Below are 18,743 nucleotides of genomic sequence, written 5' to 3'. Positions count from 1 at the left end.
TGCACTGGCGCTAACAAGCAAGGAGCAGAGCGCTCGCAACTTCGCACCTTGCACAAGCGTCGCACGGAAAGCGGTAGATCAACGAAACTGCTCGTCTCCGTCGAACCTGTCAGGGTTTCAAAAAAAGATGAATGAATGGCCCTTGGTCACGAAGGCCGCCTCGTCGAATTAGTCAGAGTCCGCTCCTGCCGATGCCACATAAAGGTGCAACCCTTGGCGCGTGCAGCGAATTTTCGCTTGGCACCATGCTCGCGCCGTGCCTCATACCTTCGCCATTGGCGTATGCATGGGCAAACAAGAAGGTGCTAAACGAGCTTGCGAAGCCGAACCGCGCCGAACAACTCGCCAAGGCTACCCCGCGCGATGCGGCAATCAGACCAGCCAAACAAAAAGCCCCTGGCTCCGTAGAGAACCAAGGGCTTCTGATAAATGGTGGCCTGGGGCGGAATCGAACCACCGACACAAGGATTTTCAATCCTCTGCTCTACCGACTGAGCTACCGGGCCTGAGCCTCAAATTATAGTCAGAAAATTGGGCGTTTTCAGAAGTTTGCGGAAATTAATTGCGCTTGCCCCGGCCCAGGTCCACGCCCAGCTGGCGCAGCTTGCGGTACAGGTGGGTGCGCTCCAGGCCGGTCTTCTCGGCCACGCGGGTCATGGAGCCGCCTTCGCGGGCCAAGTGGAACTCGAAGTAGGCCTTCTCGAAACCATCACGCGCCTCGCGCAGGGGACGGTCCAGGTCGAAGCCCTGGTGCGCGTGGGGCCCGGCGTCCACACCCGCCAGGGCCGCCGAAGCGGTGGGCAACTGCGAAAAGCCAGGGTCTGCCGGCGCGGCAGCAGGGGCCTGGGCCGCGGCCACGGGGGCGGCCTGGTGGGCGGCGTTGCGGGCCAGGCCTTGCTCCACGGCCTTCAAGAGCTTTTGCAGGGTGATGGGTTTTTCGAGGAACGAGAACGCGCCGATGCGGGTGGCCTCCACAGCGGTGTCGATGGTGGCGTGGCCGCTCATCATGATCACGGGCATGGTCAGCACGCCTGCAGTCGCCCATTCCTTGAGCAGCGAGACGCCGTCCGTGTCGGGCATCCAGATGTCCAGCAGCACGAGGTCGTAGCTGTTGCCGGCCCGGGCGGTTCGGGCCTGGGTCGCATTTTCTGCGAGGTCTACGCTGTGACCTTCGTCGTTCAGGATTTCCGACAACAGATCACGAATGCCGAGCTCATCGTCGACCACCAGAATGTTTGCCATGTGTGTTGAAACGCCTTGGGGAGAGACTGCGGGGCGGTGTTGTTATCACGCCACCGCTGGTACAGGGGCGAATGATAACGACACTTGGGCCCCGCGCACCACGCCGTCTTCGGTGCGGTTGGAGAGGTCGATGCGTGCGCCGTGTTCATCGGCAATCTTTTTGACCACGGCCAAGCCCAGGCCGGTGCCCCGGGGTTTGGTGGTGACATAGGGCTCGAAGGCGCGCTGCAGGATGTGGGACGGGAAGCCGCCGCCGCTGTCCGCCACCGTGAGCCGCACACGCCGCGAGGACTCGCTCCAGCGGGTGCTGATGCGCACGGGTTGCAGCACCGGTTCGGCGGCGTCGGCTCGGGCCTGTTCGGTGGCGTCCTGCGCGTTTTGCAGCAGGTTGTGCACCACCTGCCGCAGTTGCTGCGCATCGCCGGCGATCCAGGGGCAGCGCGGGTCCAGCTCGGCTTCCACGGGGACGGTGGCGTTTTCTTCGCCATACAAATGGAGCACGTCGGCCACCAGCGCGTTGAGGTCCAGCGCCTGCAGCTCGGCCGCCGGCAGGCGGGCGTAGTCGCGGAATTCGTTGACCAGCCGCTTCATCGCATCGACCTGGTCCACGATGGTCTTGACGGACTTGGCGAGGATGGCGTGCTCGGGCCCGGGCAGCTTGCCCGAGAGCTTCATTTCCAGCCGCTCGGCCGACAGCTGGATGGGGGTCAGGGGGTTCTTGATTTCGTGCGCCAGGCGCCGTGCGACCTCGCCCCAGGCCTGGGCGCGCTGCGCGGAAACGATTTCAGAAATGTCGTCAAAAACCAACAACCGGGCCGAATCGGGCAGCTCGGCGCCGCGCGCCACGAGGCTGGTGGCGTGCTGCCCCGCCCCACCGGCCGAGGCGTGCAGCTCAAACGGCTGCTGCCAATGGTCCAGGCCATGGCGTTCGTGGTCGCCCAGGAAGGCGTCGAAATGTCGCTGGACCGAGGCGGCGAACTCGGCCAGGCCCGGCACCTCCGACAGAGGCCGGCCCTCAAACGCTGCCATGGGCGCGCGCAGGATGCGGGTGGCACCGGGGTTGGAGGAGTGGATCAGCCCCTGGGCGTCGAGCACGATAACCCCGGCCGTGAGGTTGTCCAGAATGGTCTGCAGGTTGGCGCGGGCGGCGTCCACCTCGCCCATGCTCAGCTCCACCGCCTGGCGCGCGTCGGCGAGCTGCTGGGTCATGAGCGCAAACGAGCGCGTGAGGCCACCCAGTTCGTCCTTGCTTTGCAGCGCGGCCTTGGGGCTGAGGTTGCCAGCGGCCACCTCGCGCACCCCTTCGGCCAGCACCAGCAGGGGCCGCACGAGCTGGTTGCCCAGCAGCACGGCCAGCAGCACGGCACCGAACACCGCCAGGAACAGGCTGAGCGTGAGCGTGCCCACATACATGCGCCGCAAGCCGCCGCGCGCGAGCGCGCGCTCCTGGTACTCGCGGTTGGCCTCCTGCACCGCAATCGCATTGGCTACCAGCGCGGGCGGCAAGGGCAGCGTGGCCTGCAGGTACCGGGGCTCCACCAGCAGCCCCACGCTGGGGCTGGCCACCAGCGCCAGCACTTTCACGCGCGCGTTTTGCGCGGCGGCCGGGTCGGCAATGTCGTCCAGCCCCTCGATCTGCGCCGTGGCGCGCTGCTGGCGCACGGTGCGCAGCTGCGACGCCCCCGGACGTTCGGGGTTCAGGCTGAAGCGCGACTGCCCGGCACTGGCCACGGCCTGGCCCGCCGCGTTCCAGAGCACCACGTCGGTGGCCCCCAGCTGGTCGCGGATGCGCTCCAGCACCAGGCCGGCCGTGGCGTCGGGCACCTGGGCCAGTTGGGTGCTGGCGTTGCGGGTCTTGGCCGCCATGTCCACGGCCAGCGAGTCCAGCGACACGCGCGCCAGGCTGACCCCTGCCGACAGGGCCCCCTCCACCTTCACGTCGAACCAGCTTTCGATCGACCGCGTGACGAACTGGTAGGACACCACATAGATCAGCAGGCCCGGCAGCAACCCCACGACCGCAAAGATGGCCGCCAGCTTGACCAGCAGCCGGCTGCCAAAGCGGCCCCTGCGCAAGCGCATGCCCAGCCGCACGGCCACCCAGGCCAGCACGCCCAGCAGCAGCAGCGCCACAAACACGTTCACACCAAAAAGCCAGGCGTAGTTGCGCTCGTACAGCACCCGGTTGTTGGTGGCCAGGGTCAGCAGGAACAGCAGCACCATGCCGATGGCCGACATGATGGCCGCCCCCACCCCCACAGCCCAGCGCACGGCACGCGACTGGCGCGCGGTGGTGTGGGTGGAGGGCGGCGCGCCCGGGGGGGGGTTGCCGGCGGCGCTCACTTGGCGTGCTCCGCGGCCATCCGCTGGCTGCGGGACACCAGCAGGTTCCAGCCCGAGCGCCCCACGGCGCCGATCTGGAAGGGACGGGGAAGCTGGGACATGTCGAGCCGGAAGCGGAAGTTGACCGTGTGCACGGCATCGGCCTCGATCACATCACGTTCTGCAATCTTCCAGCGGGAAAACCGCTGAACAGAGGCCATGGCATCGTCGTAGCTGTCAAAGCCCTGCCCCAGGACCACGCCCAGGCCACTGTTGGAGAAAGGCACGGCAGAGATGTTGAGGCGCCAGCGGCGGGTCAGGGGCTGGTAGCTCAGGCGGAAATAGCGGGTGGCTTCGGCCACCAGGCGGTCAGACCAGTACCAGCGGTCGCGCAGTACCTGGGCGTCGGCCACGAAAAACATCGGAATGCCTTTGTAGAGCGCGTCTTCGGCCAGCTCCGGCAGGTCAAACTGCAGGTTGGCGCTGAGGTAGAGGCCATCTTCGGCGCGCTCCAGGCGCAACTCACCCACTTCGGCGGTGGCCGCCTGGGCGGCCATCGCGCGCGGGGCCGACAACCCCGTCCCCACGCACAGCAGCAAAAAAACGGTGCAAATCAGCAACCAATGGACCCAACTGGGTCCATTACGGCGATTTTTGCAACAGTGCGTAAAAAAATCCGTCGTGATCACCGCTCAGATTGTCCGGGACAGCCCCGCCCTTGTCCGCGTTGCCGGGAATTAAATGGCCCGGCGACGGCTGCAATTGCGCGTCGGTGTTGTGTGCAAGAAACGTTTGCACCTGGGCATCCCCTTCGGCGCGGAACACCGAGCAGGTGCAATACAGCAGGCGGCCCCCGGGGCGCAGCAGCGGCCACAGCGCCTTCAGCAGCTGCGCCTGCAGGCCGGCGAGCTGGGCGATGTCGGTTTCGCGACGCAGCCAGCGCACATCGGGATGGCGCCGCACGATGCCGGATGCGGTGCAGGGCGCATCGAGCAAGATCGCATCGAACAGTGCGCCACCGCAATGCGCCTGCCACCAATCCTGCGGGCGGGCGGCGTCGGCCACCAGCACCTGGGCGCTCAGCCCCAGGCGCTGCAGGGTGTCGCCAATGCGGGTACTGCGGGTGGCATCAATCTCCAGCGCCGTGACGTGCATCGGCGCGCCGGGGGCGGCCATTTCCAGCAGGTGCGCGGTTTTGCCGCCGGGCGCGGCGCAGGCGTCCAGCACCCGCAGGGGCTGCGCCAAATCCAGCCCCTGCAGCAGCAAGGGCGCCGCCATCTGGGCGGCGGCGTCCTGCACCGACGCCCAGCCCTCGGCAAAGCCGGGCAGCGATGGCACAGGCACGGGGTGCTGCAGAGCCAGGCCCATGGCGCCTGTGGCAGTCGCTTCAAAATTGATAGCTGATAGCGCTTGCTGGTATTGCCCAAGCGTGCATTTTTGCGGATTCACCCGCAGCGTCATGGGGGCATGGGCGTTGTTGGCCCGCAGGATCTGCTCCCAGTGCTGGGGGTGGTCCTTGCGCAGCCGCTGGATCCACCACGCGGGGTGGTTCCAGCGCGCCACCGGGTCGCTGTCGGTGGCGGCCACCAGCGCATCCCGCTCCCGCAGGAAGCGGCGCAGGCAGCCGTTGATGAACGACGCCTGGGCCCGCGTCGCGGGGTGGTGCTTGGCGGCTTCCACCGCCTGGTTGACCAGGGTGAACGCTTCGTAGGGCGCCCCGTCCGGGTTCCAGCCCAGCGCCAGGGCCGTGCACAGCAGGGCATCGGCAGCCGGCGGCGGCGTGCGGGCGGCCAGTTGGCGGCGCAGGGCCTCGGCCCGGCCCAGCTGGCGCAGCACCAGGAACAACAGGGATTGCACCCCGGGGCGCAGGCCCGCATCCACTGCTGCGAGGGCCGCCGTGCCCGACTGGCCGCCGCGAATGGCCTGCAATGCACCCGCAACAGCGGCCAACTGCTGCCACAGCGGGATCGAACCGGTCGCGGCGCCAGGCAAGGCACCCGACGGCGCGCCAGCCGGGCCCCCACCAGTGCGGGGGCGCGGAGGGCGGGAAGGGTTGCGACCGCCGGGGCGGCCCGTGCGATGGGAGGAAGGGGGATTCATCGTGATCCTGAAAACCGGCTTCGGCAGCCGCGCTACAGCGCGCGCGCCGCCTTGAAGCCAAACACCCAGGCCAGCAGGCTGGCCGGGAACTGCGCAATGGCCGCGTTGTAGTGCTGCACCGCATCGTTGAACACGCGGATGGCCTGCGCGTTCTGGAGCTGGTGTTCGTCCCAGCGGATCTGCCAGATCGACAGAGCCGTGACCGCGGGCTCCAGCGGCGCCTCCGGAGCGGGGCCGCCGCTTGGCACCGCCGGGGCGGGTGGCACCGTGCCCACGGCGCCTACGGCCGCCAGCCAGCGGGCCTGCAGCACATCGCGCGCAGCGGCCAGGGCCGCCACGGCATCCGGCTGGAGCGGGCGGGCGCGCGCCACGGCCAACGAGGCGCTCAGTTGGGTGGTGGCCCCTTGCAAGGCCGCCACCTCCTGCTCGCTAGCGCCCGCCAGCAGGCGCCCCGGCTGCACGGAGAGTGCAGCATCCAACTCGCCCAGCAACGCCACCAGGCGCACCATGTGGGCATCGAAACTGCCAAACGACTGCACCACCGCCGAGCGCAGCCGCATCAGGCGGTTGTAGGCCCCGAGGGCCCAGAACAGGAGGACGGCAAAAGCGATCCAGAAAAGGGGCGATGACCACAGCATGCACAGTTGCTGGTGGCGCGTGTTGCACGCGCTCCAGCCCGGGAAGAGGGATAGGAAAAAGAAGGAAAGAAAGAACCAGGGCGTTCCATGAAAAACGCCCCCGGCCTGCCAGGGGACAGGGCGGGAGCGTTTCAGTGACGGCCGAAAGGCTTAGTCAGCGGCTGCGTCGGTCGCGGTGACGCTGCTGCCGTCAGCCTCGGAGGCGTCGGACTGCACAGCCATCTCGGCGGCTTCCGCTTCGGCAATGGCGCGGCGCTCGGCGTCGTCCATCGCGTCCTTGGCCTTGCGCGCCTGGTGGTAGGCCATGCCGGTACCGGCGGGGATCAGGCGGCCCACGATCACGTTTTCCTTCAGGCCACGCAGCTCGTCGCGCTTGCCCATGATGGCAGCCTCGGTGAGCACGCGGGTCGTTTCCTGGAAGGAAGCGGCCGAGATGAAGGAGTCGGTGGACAGCGATGCCTTCGTGATACCCAGCAGCAGGTTGCTGTAGGTCGCAGGGATCTTGCCTTCGGACTGCAGTGCATCGTTGGTGTTGAGGATCTCGGAACGCTCGACCTGTTCACCGCTGATGTAGCTGGACTCGCCGATGTTCTCGACCACCACACGGCGCAGCATCTGGCGAACGATCACTTCAATGTGCTTGTCGTTGATCTTCACGCCCTGCAAGCGGTACACGTCCTGCACTTCATCGACGATGTAGCGCGACAGTTCTTCGATGCCCAGGAGGCGCAGGATGTCTTGCGGGTCGGCCGGGCCGTCCACAATCGATTCGCCCTTGTTCACCACCTGGCCTTCGTGCACCAGGATGTTCTTTTCCTTGGGCACGAGTTCCTCGAACACGCGACCTTCGGGGTCGGTGATCTGCAGGCGGACCTTGCCCTTGGTTTCCTTGCCGAACGACACGGTGCCGGTCATTTCGGCCAGCGTGCCCTTGTCCTTCGGCGTACGGGCTTCGAACAGCTCGGCCACGCGGGGCAGACCGCCGGTAATGTCGCGGGTCTTCTGGCCTTCGACCGGAATACGCGCCAGCACTTCGCCGGGGCCCACGTCCTGGCCGTCGCGCACCTGGATCAGCGCACCGACCTGGAAGCCGATGGTCACCGAGTGGTCGGTGCCAGGGATCTTCACTTCGTGGCCTTGGGCGTCGATCAGCTTCACCTGGGGACGCACGACCTTGGCTGCGCCGCGGCGCTTGGGGTCGATCACCACCAGCGTGGACAGGCCGGTCACTTCATCGACCTGCTTGGCGACCGTGAGGCCTTCTTCGACGTTCTCGAACTTGGTCTGACCGGCGAACTCGGTGATGATGGGGCGCGTCAGCGGGTCCCAGTTGGCGAGGATGGTGCCAGCCTTGATGGTCTGGTCGGCCTTCACCGTCAGCGTGGCGCCATAAGGCACCTTGTGGCGTTCGCGCTCACGGCCATGCTCGTCCTGGATGATGATTTCACCCGAACGTGCAATCACCACCAGCTCGCCCTTGGTGTTGCTCACGTAGCGCATCGTGGCGTTGAAGCCGATCACGCCATTGGACTTGGCTTCCACGCTCGATGCGATGGCGGCACGCGAAGCGGCACCACCGATGTGGAAGGTCCGCATGGTCAGCTGCGTACCGGGTTCGCCGATGGACTGGGCAGCGATCACACCCACGGCTTCGCCGAGGTTGATCAGGCCGCCACGGCCCAGGTCGCGGCCGTAGCACTTGGCGCACAGGCCGTAGCGGGTTTCGCAGGTCAGCGCCGTGCGCACCTTCACTTCGTCCACGCCAGCGCCTTCGAGTTCCTCAATGAGGTCTTCTTCCAGCATCACGCCGGCAGGCACCAGCACGGCACGCGTTTCGGGGTGCAGCACGTCTTCGGCAGCGGTGCGGCCCAGAATACGGTCGCGCAGCGATTCGATCACTTCACCGCCTTCGACGATGGCGCGCATCAGCGAACCATTGGCGGTGCCGCAATCCTCTTCGGTCACGACCAGATCCTGCGTCACGTCCACCAGGCGGCGCGTCAGGTAGCCGGAGTTGGCCGTCTTCAGCGCCGTGTCGGCCAGCCCCTTACGGGCACCGTGGGTGGAGATGAAGTACTCCAACACGTTCAGGCCTTCGCGGAAGTTCGCGGTAATGGGCGTTTCGATGATCGAGCCGTCGGGCTTGGCCATCAGGCCCCGCATGCCGGCCACCTGGCGGATCTGGGCGGCAGAGCCGCGGGCGCCCGAGTCGGCCATCATGTAGATGGAGTTGAAGGACTCCTGGTCCACTTCCTTGCCGTGGCGGTCCATGACCTTCTGCTTGGACAGCTGGGCCATCATCACCTTGGACACTTCGTCGCCGGCCTTGCCCCAGATGTCCACCACCTTGTTGTAGCGCTCGCCAGAGGTGACCAGACCGGACACGTACTGCTGTTCGATCTCCTTCACTTCCTTCTCGGAGCGCTCGATGATGCCGGCCTTTTGCGGGGGCACCAGCATGTCGTCGATGGCGATCGAGATACCGGCTCGCGTGGCCAAGCGGAAGCCGTTTTGCAGCAGCTTGTCGGCGAACACGACCGTTTCCTTCAAACCGCACTTGCGGAAGGACACGTTGATCAGGCGCGAGATTTCCTTCTTCTTGAGCGCCTTGTTCATGTTGGAGAACGGCAGGCCCTTGGGCAGGATCTCGGACAGCAGCGCGCGGCCCACGGTGGTTTCCACCAGCGAGGTCGATGGCACGAACTCGCCGGTTTCCTTGTTCTTGCTCCACTCGGTCATGCGCACCGTGATCTTGGCGGCCAGTTCGACCTGGCCTGCATCCAGCGCGCGCTGCACTTCGCCGGTGTCGGCAAACACCAGGCCTTCGCCCTTGCCGTTGATACGGTCACGGGTGGCGTAGTACAGACCCAGCACCACGTCCTGCGAAGGAACGATGGAGGGCTCACCCGAGGCGGGGAACAGCACATTGTTGGAGGCCAGCATCAGCGTGCGGGCTTCCATCTGCGCTTCCACCGACAGCGGCACGTGAACGGCCATCTGGTCACCGTCGAAGTCGGCGTTGAAGGCCGCGCAGACGAGGGGGTGCAGCTGGATGGCCTTGCCTTCGATCAGGATGGGCTCAAAGGCCTGGATGCCCAAACGGTGCAGCGTAGGCGCACGGTTCAGCATCACGGGGTGCTCTTTGATCACCTCTTCCAGGATGTCCCACACCACGGGGGTGCCGGATTCGACTTCCTTCTTGGCGGCCTTGATCGTCGTCGCAATGCCCATGGCTTCCAGGCGCGAGAAGATGAAGGGCTTGAACAGCTCCAGGGCCATCAGCTTGGGCAGACCGCACTGGTGCAGCTTGAGCGTTGGGCCCACGGTGATCACGGAACGACCGGAGTAGTCCACGCGCTTGCCCAGCAAGTTCTGGCGGAAACGGCCCGACTTGCCCTTGATCATGTCGGCGAGCGACTTCAGGGCGCGCTTGTTGGCACCCGTCATGGCCTTGCCACGGCGGCCGTTGTCCAGCAGCGAGTCGACGGCTTCCTGCAGCATGCGCTTTTCGTTGCGCGCGATGATTTCAGGGGCCTTCAGCTCCAGCAGGCGGCGCAGGCGGCTGTTGCGGTTGATGACGCGGCGGTACAGGTCGTTCAGGTCAGACGTGGCGAAGCGGCCGCCGTCCAGCGGCACCAGCGGACGCAGGTCCGGGGGCAGCACGGGCAGCACTTCGAGCACCATCCACTCGGGCTTGATGCCCGACTTCTTGAACGCTTCCAGCACCTTCAGGCGCTTGGCGTTCTTCTTGACCTTGACTTCGGAGCCGGTCAGGTCGCCACGCAGGCGTTCGATCGACAGGTCGATGTCGATGGATTCCAGCAGGTCCTTGATGCCTTCGGCGCCCATCTTGGCGATGAATTCGTCGCCGTATTCCTTGCGCTTGGCGTCGTAGTCGTCCTCGGACATGATGCTGAACTTCTTCAGCGGGGTCATGCCGGGGTCGGTCACCACGTAGGCTTCAAAGTACAGCACGCGTTCGATGTCGCGCAGCGTCATGTCCAGCACCAGGCCCAGGCGCGATGGCAGGGACTTCAGGAACCAGATGTGGGCGCAAGGCGCGGCCAGATCGATGTGGCCCATGCGCTCGCGGCGCACCTTGGTCTGCGTGACCTCAACGCCGCACTTCTCGCAGATCACGCCGCGGTGCTTCAAACGCTTGTACTTGCCGCACAGGCATTCGTAGTCCTTGATGGGGCCGAAGATCTTGGCGCAGAACAGGCCATCACGCTCGGGCTTGAACGTGCGGTAGTTGATGGTCTCGGGCTTCTTCACTTCGCCGAAAGACCACGAACGGATCTTCTCGGGCGAAGCCATGCCGATGCGGATGGCATCGAAATGCTCATCCGGCGTGAATTGCTTGAACAGGTCGAGTAGCGATTTCATAGTGACTCTTTCCTTTTCTGCTTAGGAGCGTTCCAGCTCGATGTCCAGGCCCAGCGAACGGATTTCCTTGACCAGCACGTTGAACGATTCCGGCATGCCGGCTTCGATGGCGTGTTCGCCCTTGACGATGGATTCGTACACCTTGGTACGGCCCACCACGTCGTCGGACTTCACGGTCAGCATTTCCTGCAGCACATAGGCGGCGCCGTAAGCTTCCAGCGCCCACACTTCCATTTCCCCGAAACGCTGGCCACCGAACTGCGCCTTACCACCCAGCGGCTGCTGCGTGACGAGCGAGTAAGGACCTGTGGAGCGGGCGTGCATCTTGTCGTCCACCAAGTGGTGCAGCTTCAGGTAGTGCATGTAGCCGATGGTCGTGGGGCGCTCAAAGCGCTCGCCCGTGCGGCCGTCGAACAGGTATGCCTGGGTGCGGGTGGACGTGAGGCCCTTGCGCTCGGCGATGTCGTCTGGGTAGGCGATCTTGAGCATGTCCTTGATTTCTTCTTCCGAAGCGCCATCAAACACGGGGGTGGCATAAGGCACACCGGTGGTGAGGTTGGCGGCCATGGCCATCAGGTCTTCGTCGCTCAGCTGGGACAGGTCTTCCTTGCGGCCACGCGAGTTGTACACCTCTTCCAGGAACGTGCGCAGCTCGGCCGCCTTGGCCTGCTCGCGCAGCATGTCGCCAATGCGCTGGCCAATACCCTTGCCGGCCCAGCCCAGGTGAACTTCCAGCACCTGGCCGATGTTCATCCGCGAGGGCACGCCCAGCGGGTTCAGAACGATGTCGGCAGGCGTGCCGTCGGCCATGTAGGGCATGTCTTCGACCGGAACGATCTTGGAGACCACACCCTTGTTACCGTGGCGGCCGGCCATCTTGTCACCAGGCTGCAGGCGGCGCTTGACGGCCAGGTAGACTTTGACCATTTTGAGCACGCCAGCGGGCAGCTCATCGCCTTGCGTGAGCTTCTTGCGCTTTTCTTCAAAAGCCAGGTCGAAGCTGTGGCGCGTCTGCTCCAGCGCGTTCTTGATGGATTCGAGCTGGGTGGCGACTTCGTCTTCCGCAGGGCGGATGTCGAACCAGTGGAACTTCTCGACGGAGGCCAGGTAGGCCTTGTCGAGCTTGGTGCCCTTGGCCAGCTTCTGCGGGCCGCCATTGGCCACACGGCCGGTCAGCAGCTTTTCGATACGGTCGAACGCGTCGGCCTCGACGATGCGCAGCTGGTCGTTCAGGTCCAGGCGGAAGCGCTTGAGTTCATCGTCGATGATCTGCTGGGCGCGCTTGTCGCGCTGGATGCCTTCGCGGGTGAACACCTGCACGTCGATCACGGTGCCCGACGAGCCCTGGTCCACACGCAGCGAGGTGTCCTTCACGTCGGAAGCCTTCTCGCCGAAGATGGCGCGCAGGAGCTTCTCTTCGGGCGTGAGGGTCGTCTCGCCCTTGGGTGTGACCTTGCCGACCAGCGTGTCACCGGGCTGCACTTCGGCGCCCACGTAGATGATGCCGGACTCGTCCAGGCGGTTCAGTTGCTGCTCCGACAGGTTCGGAATGTCGCGCGTGATTTCTTCGGCGCCCAGCTTCGTGTCGCGGGCCATGACCACGAGTTCCTCGATGTGGATCGAGGTGTAGCGGTCTTCGGCCACCACGCGTTCGGAGATCAGGATCGAGTCTTCGAAGTTGTAGCCGTTCCAGGGCATGAAGGCGATCAGCATGTTCTGGCCGATGGCGATTTCGCCAAAGTCCGTCGATGCGCCGTCGGCCACCACGTCACCCTTGACCAGCTTGTCGCCCTTCTGGACGATGGGGCGCTGGTGGATGTTGGTGTTCTGGTTGGAACGCTGGTACTTGATGAGGTTGTAGATGTCCACACCCACTTCACCGGCCACGGCTTCGTCGTCGTTCACGCGCACCACGATGCGGGTGGCATCCACGTAGTCCACGATACCGCCACGGGTGGCCGTGACCACGGTGCCCGAGTCCACAGCAGCCACGCGCTCGATGCCCGTGCCCACCAGGGGCTTCTCGGGACGCAGCACGGGCACGGCCTGGCGCGACATGTTGGCGCCCATCAGCGCGCGGTTCGCATCGTCGTGCTCCAGGAAAGGAACCAGCGATGCCGCCACCGACACGATCTGCGCGGGCGACACGTCCATGTACTGCACGCGGTCTGCGCCGCACAGGATGGATTCACCCTTTTCACGGGCAGAGACCAGGTCACCCGTCAGGCGGCCGTCCTTGTCGAGCACGGCGTTGGCCTGCGCGATTACGTACTTGCCTTCTTCGATGGCCGACAAGTAGTCGATCTCGTTCGTCACCTTGCCATCTACCACACGGCGGTAGGGGGTTTCGATGAAGCCGTACTCGTTCAGGCGGGCGTACAGGGCCAGCGAGTTGATCAGGCCGATGTTCGGGCCTTCAGGCGTTTCGATAGGGCAGACGCGGCCATAGTGGGTCACGTGCACGTCGCGCACTTCGAAGCCAGCGCGCTCGCGGGTCAGACCGCCCGGACCCAGGGCGGAAACACGGCGCTTGTGCGTGATTTCAGCCAGAGGGTTGGTCTGGTCCATGAACTGCGACAGCTGCGACGCACCGAAGAACTCCTTCAGAGCGGCCGAAATCGGCTTGCTGTTGATCAGGTCATGGGGCATCAGCGGCTCTTGCTCGGCCTGGCCCAGACGCTCCTTCACAGCCTTTTCGATACGCGCCAGGCCCGTGCGGTACTGGTTCTCGGCCAGTTCGCCCACGCAGCGCACGCGGCGGTTGCCCAGGTGATCGATGTCATCGACTTCGCCGTTGCCGTTGCGCAGGTCCACCAGGATCTTGACCACGGCCAGGATGTCTTCGTTGGACAGCACCATGGGGCCGGTGGATTCGTCGCGGCCGATCTTGGCGTTGAACTTCATGCGGCCCACGCGCGACAGGTCGTACGTGTCGGGGTTGTAGAACAGGCGCTGGAACAGGGCCTGCACCGCGTCTTCCGTTGGCGGCTCGCCAGGGCGCATCATGCGGTAGATGGCCACGCGCGCAGCGAACTCGTCCACCGTTTCGTCGATGCGCAGGGTCTGCGACATGTACGCGCCCTGGTCGAGTTCATTGGTGTAAATGCACTGCACATCCTGCACGCCGGCGCTGCGCAGCTTCTTGAGCAGGGCTTCCGTCAGTTCGTCGTTGGCCTTGGCGATGATTTCACCGGTGTCGGCATCGACGATGTTGCGGGCCACCACACGGCCGATCAGGAAGTCTTCGGGCACGCTGATGTGCGTGGTGCCAGACTGCTCCAGTTCGCGGGTGTGGCGCGCGGTGACGCGCTTGTCCTTGGCGACCACGACCTTGCCCGACTTGTCGGTGATGTCGAAACGGGCCACTTCACCGCGCAGGCGCTCGGAGACGAACTCCATCTGCGCGCCGCTGTCCATCAGGCGGAAGTTGTCATTGACGAAGAAGTTCGCCAGGATGGATTCGGGGTTCAGGCCGATGGCCTTGAGCAGGATCGTGACCGGCATCTTGCGGCGACGGTCCACGCGGAAGTACAGAATGTCCTTCGGATCGAACTCGAAGTCGAGCCAGGAACCACGGTAAGGAATGATGCGTGCCGAAAACAGCAGCTTGCCCGAGCTGTGGGTCTTGCCCTTGTCGTGCTCGAAGAACACGCCAGGCGAGCGGTGCAGCTGGGACACGATCACGCGCTCGGTGCCGTTGATGATGAACGAGCCCTTGTCGGTCATCAGGGGCACTTCGCCCATGTAGACCTCTTGCTCCTTCACTTCCTTGACCACCTTGGACTGCGACGTGGAAGACTCGCGGTCATAGATGATCAACTGGACCTTGGCGCGCACGGCCGAGGCGAAGGTCAGACCACGGGTCTGGCATTCACGTACGTCAAAAGCCGGCTTGGCCAGGTTGTACTCGATGAACTTCATCTCCACAAAACCGTTGTGGGAGACGATGGGGAAGGCAGCGTCGAATGCAGCCTGAAGGCCTTCGATGGTTCTTTTCTGGGGTGCTTTATCAGCCTGCAGGAAAGCGGTGTAGGCATCCTTCTGCATCTGCAGCAGATAAGGAACTTCGAGCACGCTATCGCGGGTGCCGAAACTTTTGCGAATTCGCTTGCGTTCGGTGTAGGAATAGGCCATGAGATCTCCGGGCAAAGACATGAGTCCTGGGTCTTCGACGACTGACCCGCAAGGAGCGCTGTCCTTACGGGCTTGGCGGTTGGCCACTACCAACCATGGCGGACGGTGATGCGTTGCACATCACCCGAACCAAGGCGTCTTCTGCTGTCGGGATTGACAGAAGACACTCGCAAACCCCACCGGGAGACGACGCTTGCGGGTGCGCTCTGAAAGCACCAAAGGCTGGAGGCCCTTTGAGGAGCACTCCAGCCCTTGAGCGGGACCGAATTACTTGAGTTCGGCCTTGGCGCCGGCTTCCACCAGCTTCTTGACAGCTGCTTCGGCGTCGGCCTTGGCAATGCCTTCCTTGACGTTCTTGGGAGCGCCGTCCACCAGGTCCTTGGCTTCCTTGAGGCCCAGGCCGGTGATTTCGCGCACTGCCTTGATGACGGACACCTTGTTGGCGCCGGCTTCGGTCAGCACCACGTTGAATTCCGTCTTTTCTTCAGCAGCAGCAGCGCCAGCGCCGCCACCAGCGGCAGCAGGAGCAGCCATGGCTGCAGCGCTCACGCCAAACTTCTCTTCAATGGCCTTCACCAGGTCATTGAGTTCCAGGACCGTCATGCTGTCCAGCGCGGTCAGAAATGCGTCTTTATCGAATGCCATTTTGATTTCCTAACAATTTTGTTGGTTAACTGCCGAGCGATCAAGCTGCGACAGGTTCGGCGGCCGGTGCGGCAGCGCCTTCGCCTTTTTTCGCCGCCAGCGCGCCCAGCACAACGGCCGTACGCGACATGGGGGACATAAGCAAGCCACAAATCTGAGCCAGCAGAACTTCCTTGGAAGGAATGTTGGCCAGTTGCTTAACGCCGTTGACATCCAGGGCTTTACCACCGAAAGCGCCACCACGAATCACCAGCTTGTCGTTGGTCTTCGAGAAATCGGCCACCACCTTCGCGGCGGCCACGGCGTCTTCGGAGAAGCCATAGATCAGGGGACCGGTCATCTGGTCCGCCACCACGTCAAACTGGCTGCCAGCCACAGCACGGCGGGCCAGGGTGTTCTTCAGAACACTCAGGCTCACGCCCTTGCTGCGGGCATCAACACGCAGTTTGGTCATGTCGGCGACCGTGATGCCACGGTATTCCGCGATCACAAGCGTTTGAGCTTTAGCGGCGAGGCTGGTCACTTCACTGATGACCGCTTCTTTCTCACTGCGATTAAGACTCAAGGTCTACTCCTTAAATTGCACATTCGGGCTTTCACCTTCATGCGCGCTCTTGTTGCAGCGACCAACTGTTTCGGAACGGATTCCATCTGCAGCGGGATCGCCATCTGCGTTGGCCCCGGGGGGATTAAGTGCAAACGGGTTGCACACCAACGGTCTTGGATGGCCCGAAGGTGCCTGTTACAGCACTTCCAGCCCACCACATCAGGCCCTTTGACAGGCCCGAAGATTTTTTATCGCAATTACGCTGCGATGGATTGCGTATCCACGCGGACGCCAACGCCCATCGTGGAGGACACAGCGACCTTGCGCAGGTACAGGCCCTTGCTGGTTGCTGGCTTGGCCTTGTTCAGGGCTTCGATCAGTGCAGCCAGGTTGCCTTGCAGCTTCTCGTTGTCGAACGAGCGGCGGCCAATCGTGCTGTGCACGATACCGGCTTTGTCCACGCGGAACTGCACTTGACCTGCCTTGGCGTTCTTCACAGCCGTAGCGACGTCAGGCGTCACGGTGCCCACCTTGGGGTTAGGCATCAGGCCACGTGGGCCCAGGATCTGGCCCAGCGTACCGACGACGCGCATGGCGTCAGGGGCAGCGATCACCACGTCGAAAGGCATGTCGCCAGCCTTGACCATGGCAGCCAGGTCGTCCATGCCGACGATGTCGGCGCCAGCGGCCTTGGCTTCTTCAGCCTTGGCACCTTGGGCGAACACGGCCACGCGGGTCGTCTTGCCGGTACCGTTGGGCAGCACCACGGCGCCACGCACCACTTGGTCCGACTTCTTGGCATCAATGCCCAGCTGCACGGCCACGTCGATGGATTCGTCGAACTTGGCCGTAGCGGCTTCCTTCACGATCACGACTGCATCGGCGAATGCGTACAGCTTGGTGCTGTCAACCTTGCCTTGCAGGGCTTTTTGCTTCTTGGTCAGCTTGGCCATCTTACAAACCCTCCACCGTCACGCCCATCGAGCGTGCAGAGCCAGCCAGCGTGCGCACAGCGGCGTCGACGTTGGCAGCGTTCATGTCCTTCATCTTGGTCTTGGCGATCTCTTCGAGCTGTTCGCGCGTGATCTTGCCGACCTTGATCTTGAGTGCGTTCGAAGAACCCTTTTCGAGCTTGATGGCCTTCTTGATCAGGGTCGTCGCTGGCGGCGTCTTGATGATGAAGGTGAAGCTCTTGTCTGCGAAGGCCGTGATGACCACGGGCAGTGGCAGACCGGGCTCGACACCTTGGGTCTGGGCATTGAATGCCTTGCAGAACTCCATGATGTTGAGGCCACGCTGGCCCAGTGCGGGACCGATGGGTGGGGATGGATTGGCCTTACCAGCTGGAACTTGCAGCTTGATAAAACCGACGATTTTCTTCGCCATGTTTTACTCCTTACGGGTCATAACGCCTGTGCCACACCGTGCGGCAACCGGCTCCCCGGGGTTAACGACTCGCTGTCACGATGTCTGCACCGAGTCGAAAAGTGCAGCATCCAATTTTTCCGATGCCAGGAGACCAGGAAAAGCCCTGCCTCCTAGCGAAAGACTCAGGTCTTTTCGACCTGGCCAAATTCCAATTCGACCGGTGTGGAGCGACCAAAGATCATCACGGAGACACGCACGCGGCTCTTTTCGTAGTTGACCTCTTCGACCGAGCCATTGAAGTCCGTGAAAGGACCTTCCTTGACGCGCACCAACTCGCCCACCATGAATTCGATCTTGTGGCGCGGCTTGTCGGTGCCTTCCTGCATCTGGCTGACGATCTTCTGCACCTCGTCTTCAGAGATGGGGGCCGGGCGATTCTTCGCCCCACCCACAAAACCCGTCACTTTGTTGGTGTGCTTCACCAAGTGCCAGGTGTCGTCGTCCATGACCATCTCGACGAACACATAGCCAGGGAACAAGCGACGCTCCGTCGTCTTGCGCTGGCCATTCTTCATTTCGACGACTTCTTCGGTCGGCACCAGGATGCGACCAAATTTGTCTTGCATGCCCGAACGGCTGATGCGTTCCTGAATATTGCGTTCCACCGCCTTTTCCATGCCGGAATAGGCATGGACGATGTACCAACGCAGATCGGGGTTTGCCGAAGCAGAAGCGCCTGCAGGAGCTTCTGCCCCAGTGATTTCCGCAGCGGTCGTCATGACTTCCTCCAACCCAAAATCAAGTCGTACAAGACCCACTCCAGGGTCTTGTCAGTGAACCACAGGAACAGCGCCATGATCACCACAAAGGCAAACACATACGCCGTCATCTGCAGGGTTTCCTTGCGCGTCGGCCAGACGACCTTTTTCACTTCGCGCCATGCATCTTTGGCAAAGGCGACAAACTGGCGGCCCGACTCCGACACCAGAAACACGCCTACTGCCGCAACCAGACCCACAATCAGTGCAGCCCATTGGACCACCGCGCCTTGCTTGCCCAGCAAATAAAAGCCCGCCACCGATGCAATGACCAAAGCCACCACCGCTGCGAGCTTGGCCTTGTCTGCGCCTGTATTGACAGTTTCAACCTGTGATGTGGCCATCTTTGAGTGCTTCCTGCTTCCGATTCACGGCATCACTTGAGACACCGAAGCCCGCCAGGGTCTGGCGGGCTTGTTCTGGGCCACTTTCAAGTGGCAGGGGCAGTAGGAATCGAACCTACAACCTTCGGTTTTGGAGACCGACGCTCTGCCAATTGAGCTATACCCCTGTATACCTTGCTAATTAAGCAATGATCTTGGC

General features: G+C 63.5%; 13 protein-coding genes and 2 tRNA genes. All 15 read right to left on the bottom strand.

Annotated features, from left to right (window positions below; all coding sequences use genetic code 11):
- Positions 1–430 precede the first annotated feature (430 nt).
- Positions 431–506 (bottom strand) — tRNA-Phe (locus DBV10_RS22115).
- Between the two features lie 52 nt (positions 507–558).
- Positions 559–1,242, bottom strand: a complete 684-nt coding sequence (locus tag DBV10_RS22110; protein WP_124515700.1) for a response regulator — start codon at positions 1,240–1,242, stop codon at positions 559–561.
- 45 nt (positions 1,243–1,287) lie between these two features.
- A complete protein-coding gene (locus DBV10_RS22105) occupies positions 1,288–3,585 on the bottom strand; it encodes an ATP-binding protein (protein ID WP_124515699.1) in 2,298 nt (765 codons plus the stop codon).
- Positions 3,582–4,121: a DUF4390 domain-containing protein gene (locus DBV10_RS22100; RefSeq protein WP_124515701.1), complete on the bottom strand. Its 540-nt coding sequence runs from the start codon at positions 4,119–4,121 to the stop codon at positions 3,582–3,584. Before DBV10_RS22100 ends, DBV10_RS22105 begins: the two co-directional genes overlap by 4 nt.
- A gap of 85 nt (positions 4,122–4,206) precedes the next feature.
- Positions 4,207–5,532: a 16S rRNA (cytosine(967)-C(5))-methyltransferase RsmB gene (gene rsmB, locus DBV10_RS22095; RefSeq protein ID WP_370451209.1), complete on the bottom strand. Its 1,326-nt coding sequence runs from the start codon at positions 5,530–5,532 to the stop codon at positions 4,207–4,209.
- Between the two features lie 164 nt (positions 5,533–5,696).
- Positions 5,697–6,302 (bottom strand): LemA family protein, encoded by a 606-nt coding sequence (locus DBV10_RS22090; protein WP_124515697.1) that lies wholly within the window; start codon positions 6,300–6,302, stop codon positions 5,697–5,699.
- A gap of 150 nt (positions 6,303–6,452) precedes the next feature.
- On the bottom strand, positions 6,453–10,688 hold the full coding sequence (gene rpoC, locus DBV10_RS22085) for a DNA-directed RNA polymerase subunit beta' (protein WP_124515696.1): 4,236 nt from the start codon (positions 10,686–10,688) through the stop codon (positions 6,453–6,455).
- A 21-nt stretch (positions 10,689–10,709) separates the two neighbouring features.
- Positions 10,710–14,822, bottom strand: coding sequence for a DNA-directed RNA polymerase subunit beta (gene rpoB / locus DBV10_RS22080; RefSeq protein WP_124515695.1), 4,113 nt, complete (start codon positions 14,820–14,822; stop codon positions 10,710–10,712).
- Between the two features lie 267 nt (positions 14,823–15,089).
- On the bottom strand, positions 15,090–15,467 hold the full coding sequence (gene rplL, locus DBV10_RS22075) for a 50S ribosomal protein L7/L12 (RefSeq protein WP_008907085.1): 378 nt from the start codon (positions 15,465–15,467) through the stop codon (positions 15,090–15,092).
- A gap of 40 nt (positions 15,468–15,507) precedes the next feature.
- Positions 15,508–16,032: a 50S ribosomal protein L10 gene (gene rplJ / locus DBV10_RS22070; protein ID WP_124515694.1), complete on the bottom strand. Its 525-nt coding sequence runs from the start codon at positions 16,030–16,032 to the stop codon at positions 15,508–15,510.
- A gap of 239 nt (positions 16,033–16,271) precedes the next feature.
- The gene (rplA, locus tag DBV10_RS22065; RefSeq protein ID WP_063459213.1) at positions 16,272–16,967 is read right to left on the bottom strand and encodes a 50S ribosomal protein L1; all 696 of its coding nucleotides are present in this window, start codon (positions 16,965–16,967) and stop codon (positions 16,272–16,274) included.
- A gap of 1 nt (position 16,968) precedes the next feature.
- On the bottom strand, positions 16,969–17,400 hold the full coding sequence (gene rplK, locus DBV10_RS22060; RefSeq protein ID WP_056641824.1) for a 50S ribosomal protein L11: 432 nt from the start codon (positions 17,398–17,400) through the stop codon (positions 16,969–16,971).
- A gap of 164 nt (positions 17,401–17,564) precedes the next feature.
- The gene (gene nusG / locus DBV10_RS22055) at positions 17,565–18,161 is read right to left on the bottom strand and encodes a transcription termination/antitermination protein NusG (RefSeq protein ID WP_063459211.1); all 597 of its coding nucleotides are present in this window, start codon (positions 18,159–18,161) and stop codon (positions 17,565–17,567) included.
- Entirely contained in the window at positions 18,158–18,544 is a 387-nt protein-coding gene (secE, locus tag DBV10_RS22050) for a preprotein translocase subunit SecE (protein ID WP_124515693.1), read from the bottom strand. Before secE ends, nusG begins: the two co-directional genes overlap by 4 nt.
- 91 nt (positions 18,545–18,635) lie before the next feature.
- Positions 18,636–18,711: transfer RNA gene (locus DBV10_RS22045), tRNA-Trp, on the bottom strand.
- Positions 18,712–18,743 lie beyond the last annotated feature (32 nt).

Origin of the sequence: Acidovorax sp. FJL06 (assembly GCF_003852545.1) — a bacterium.
Lineage (GTDB): Bacteria > Pseudomonadota > Gammaproteobacteria > Burkholderiales > Burkholderiaceae_C > Acidovorax.
This window is presented reverse-complemented; position numbering and strand designations above follow the sequence as displayed.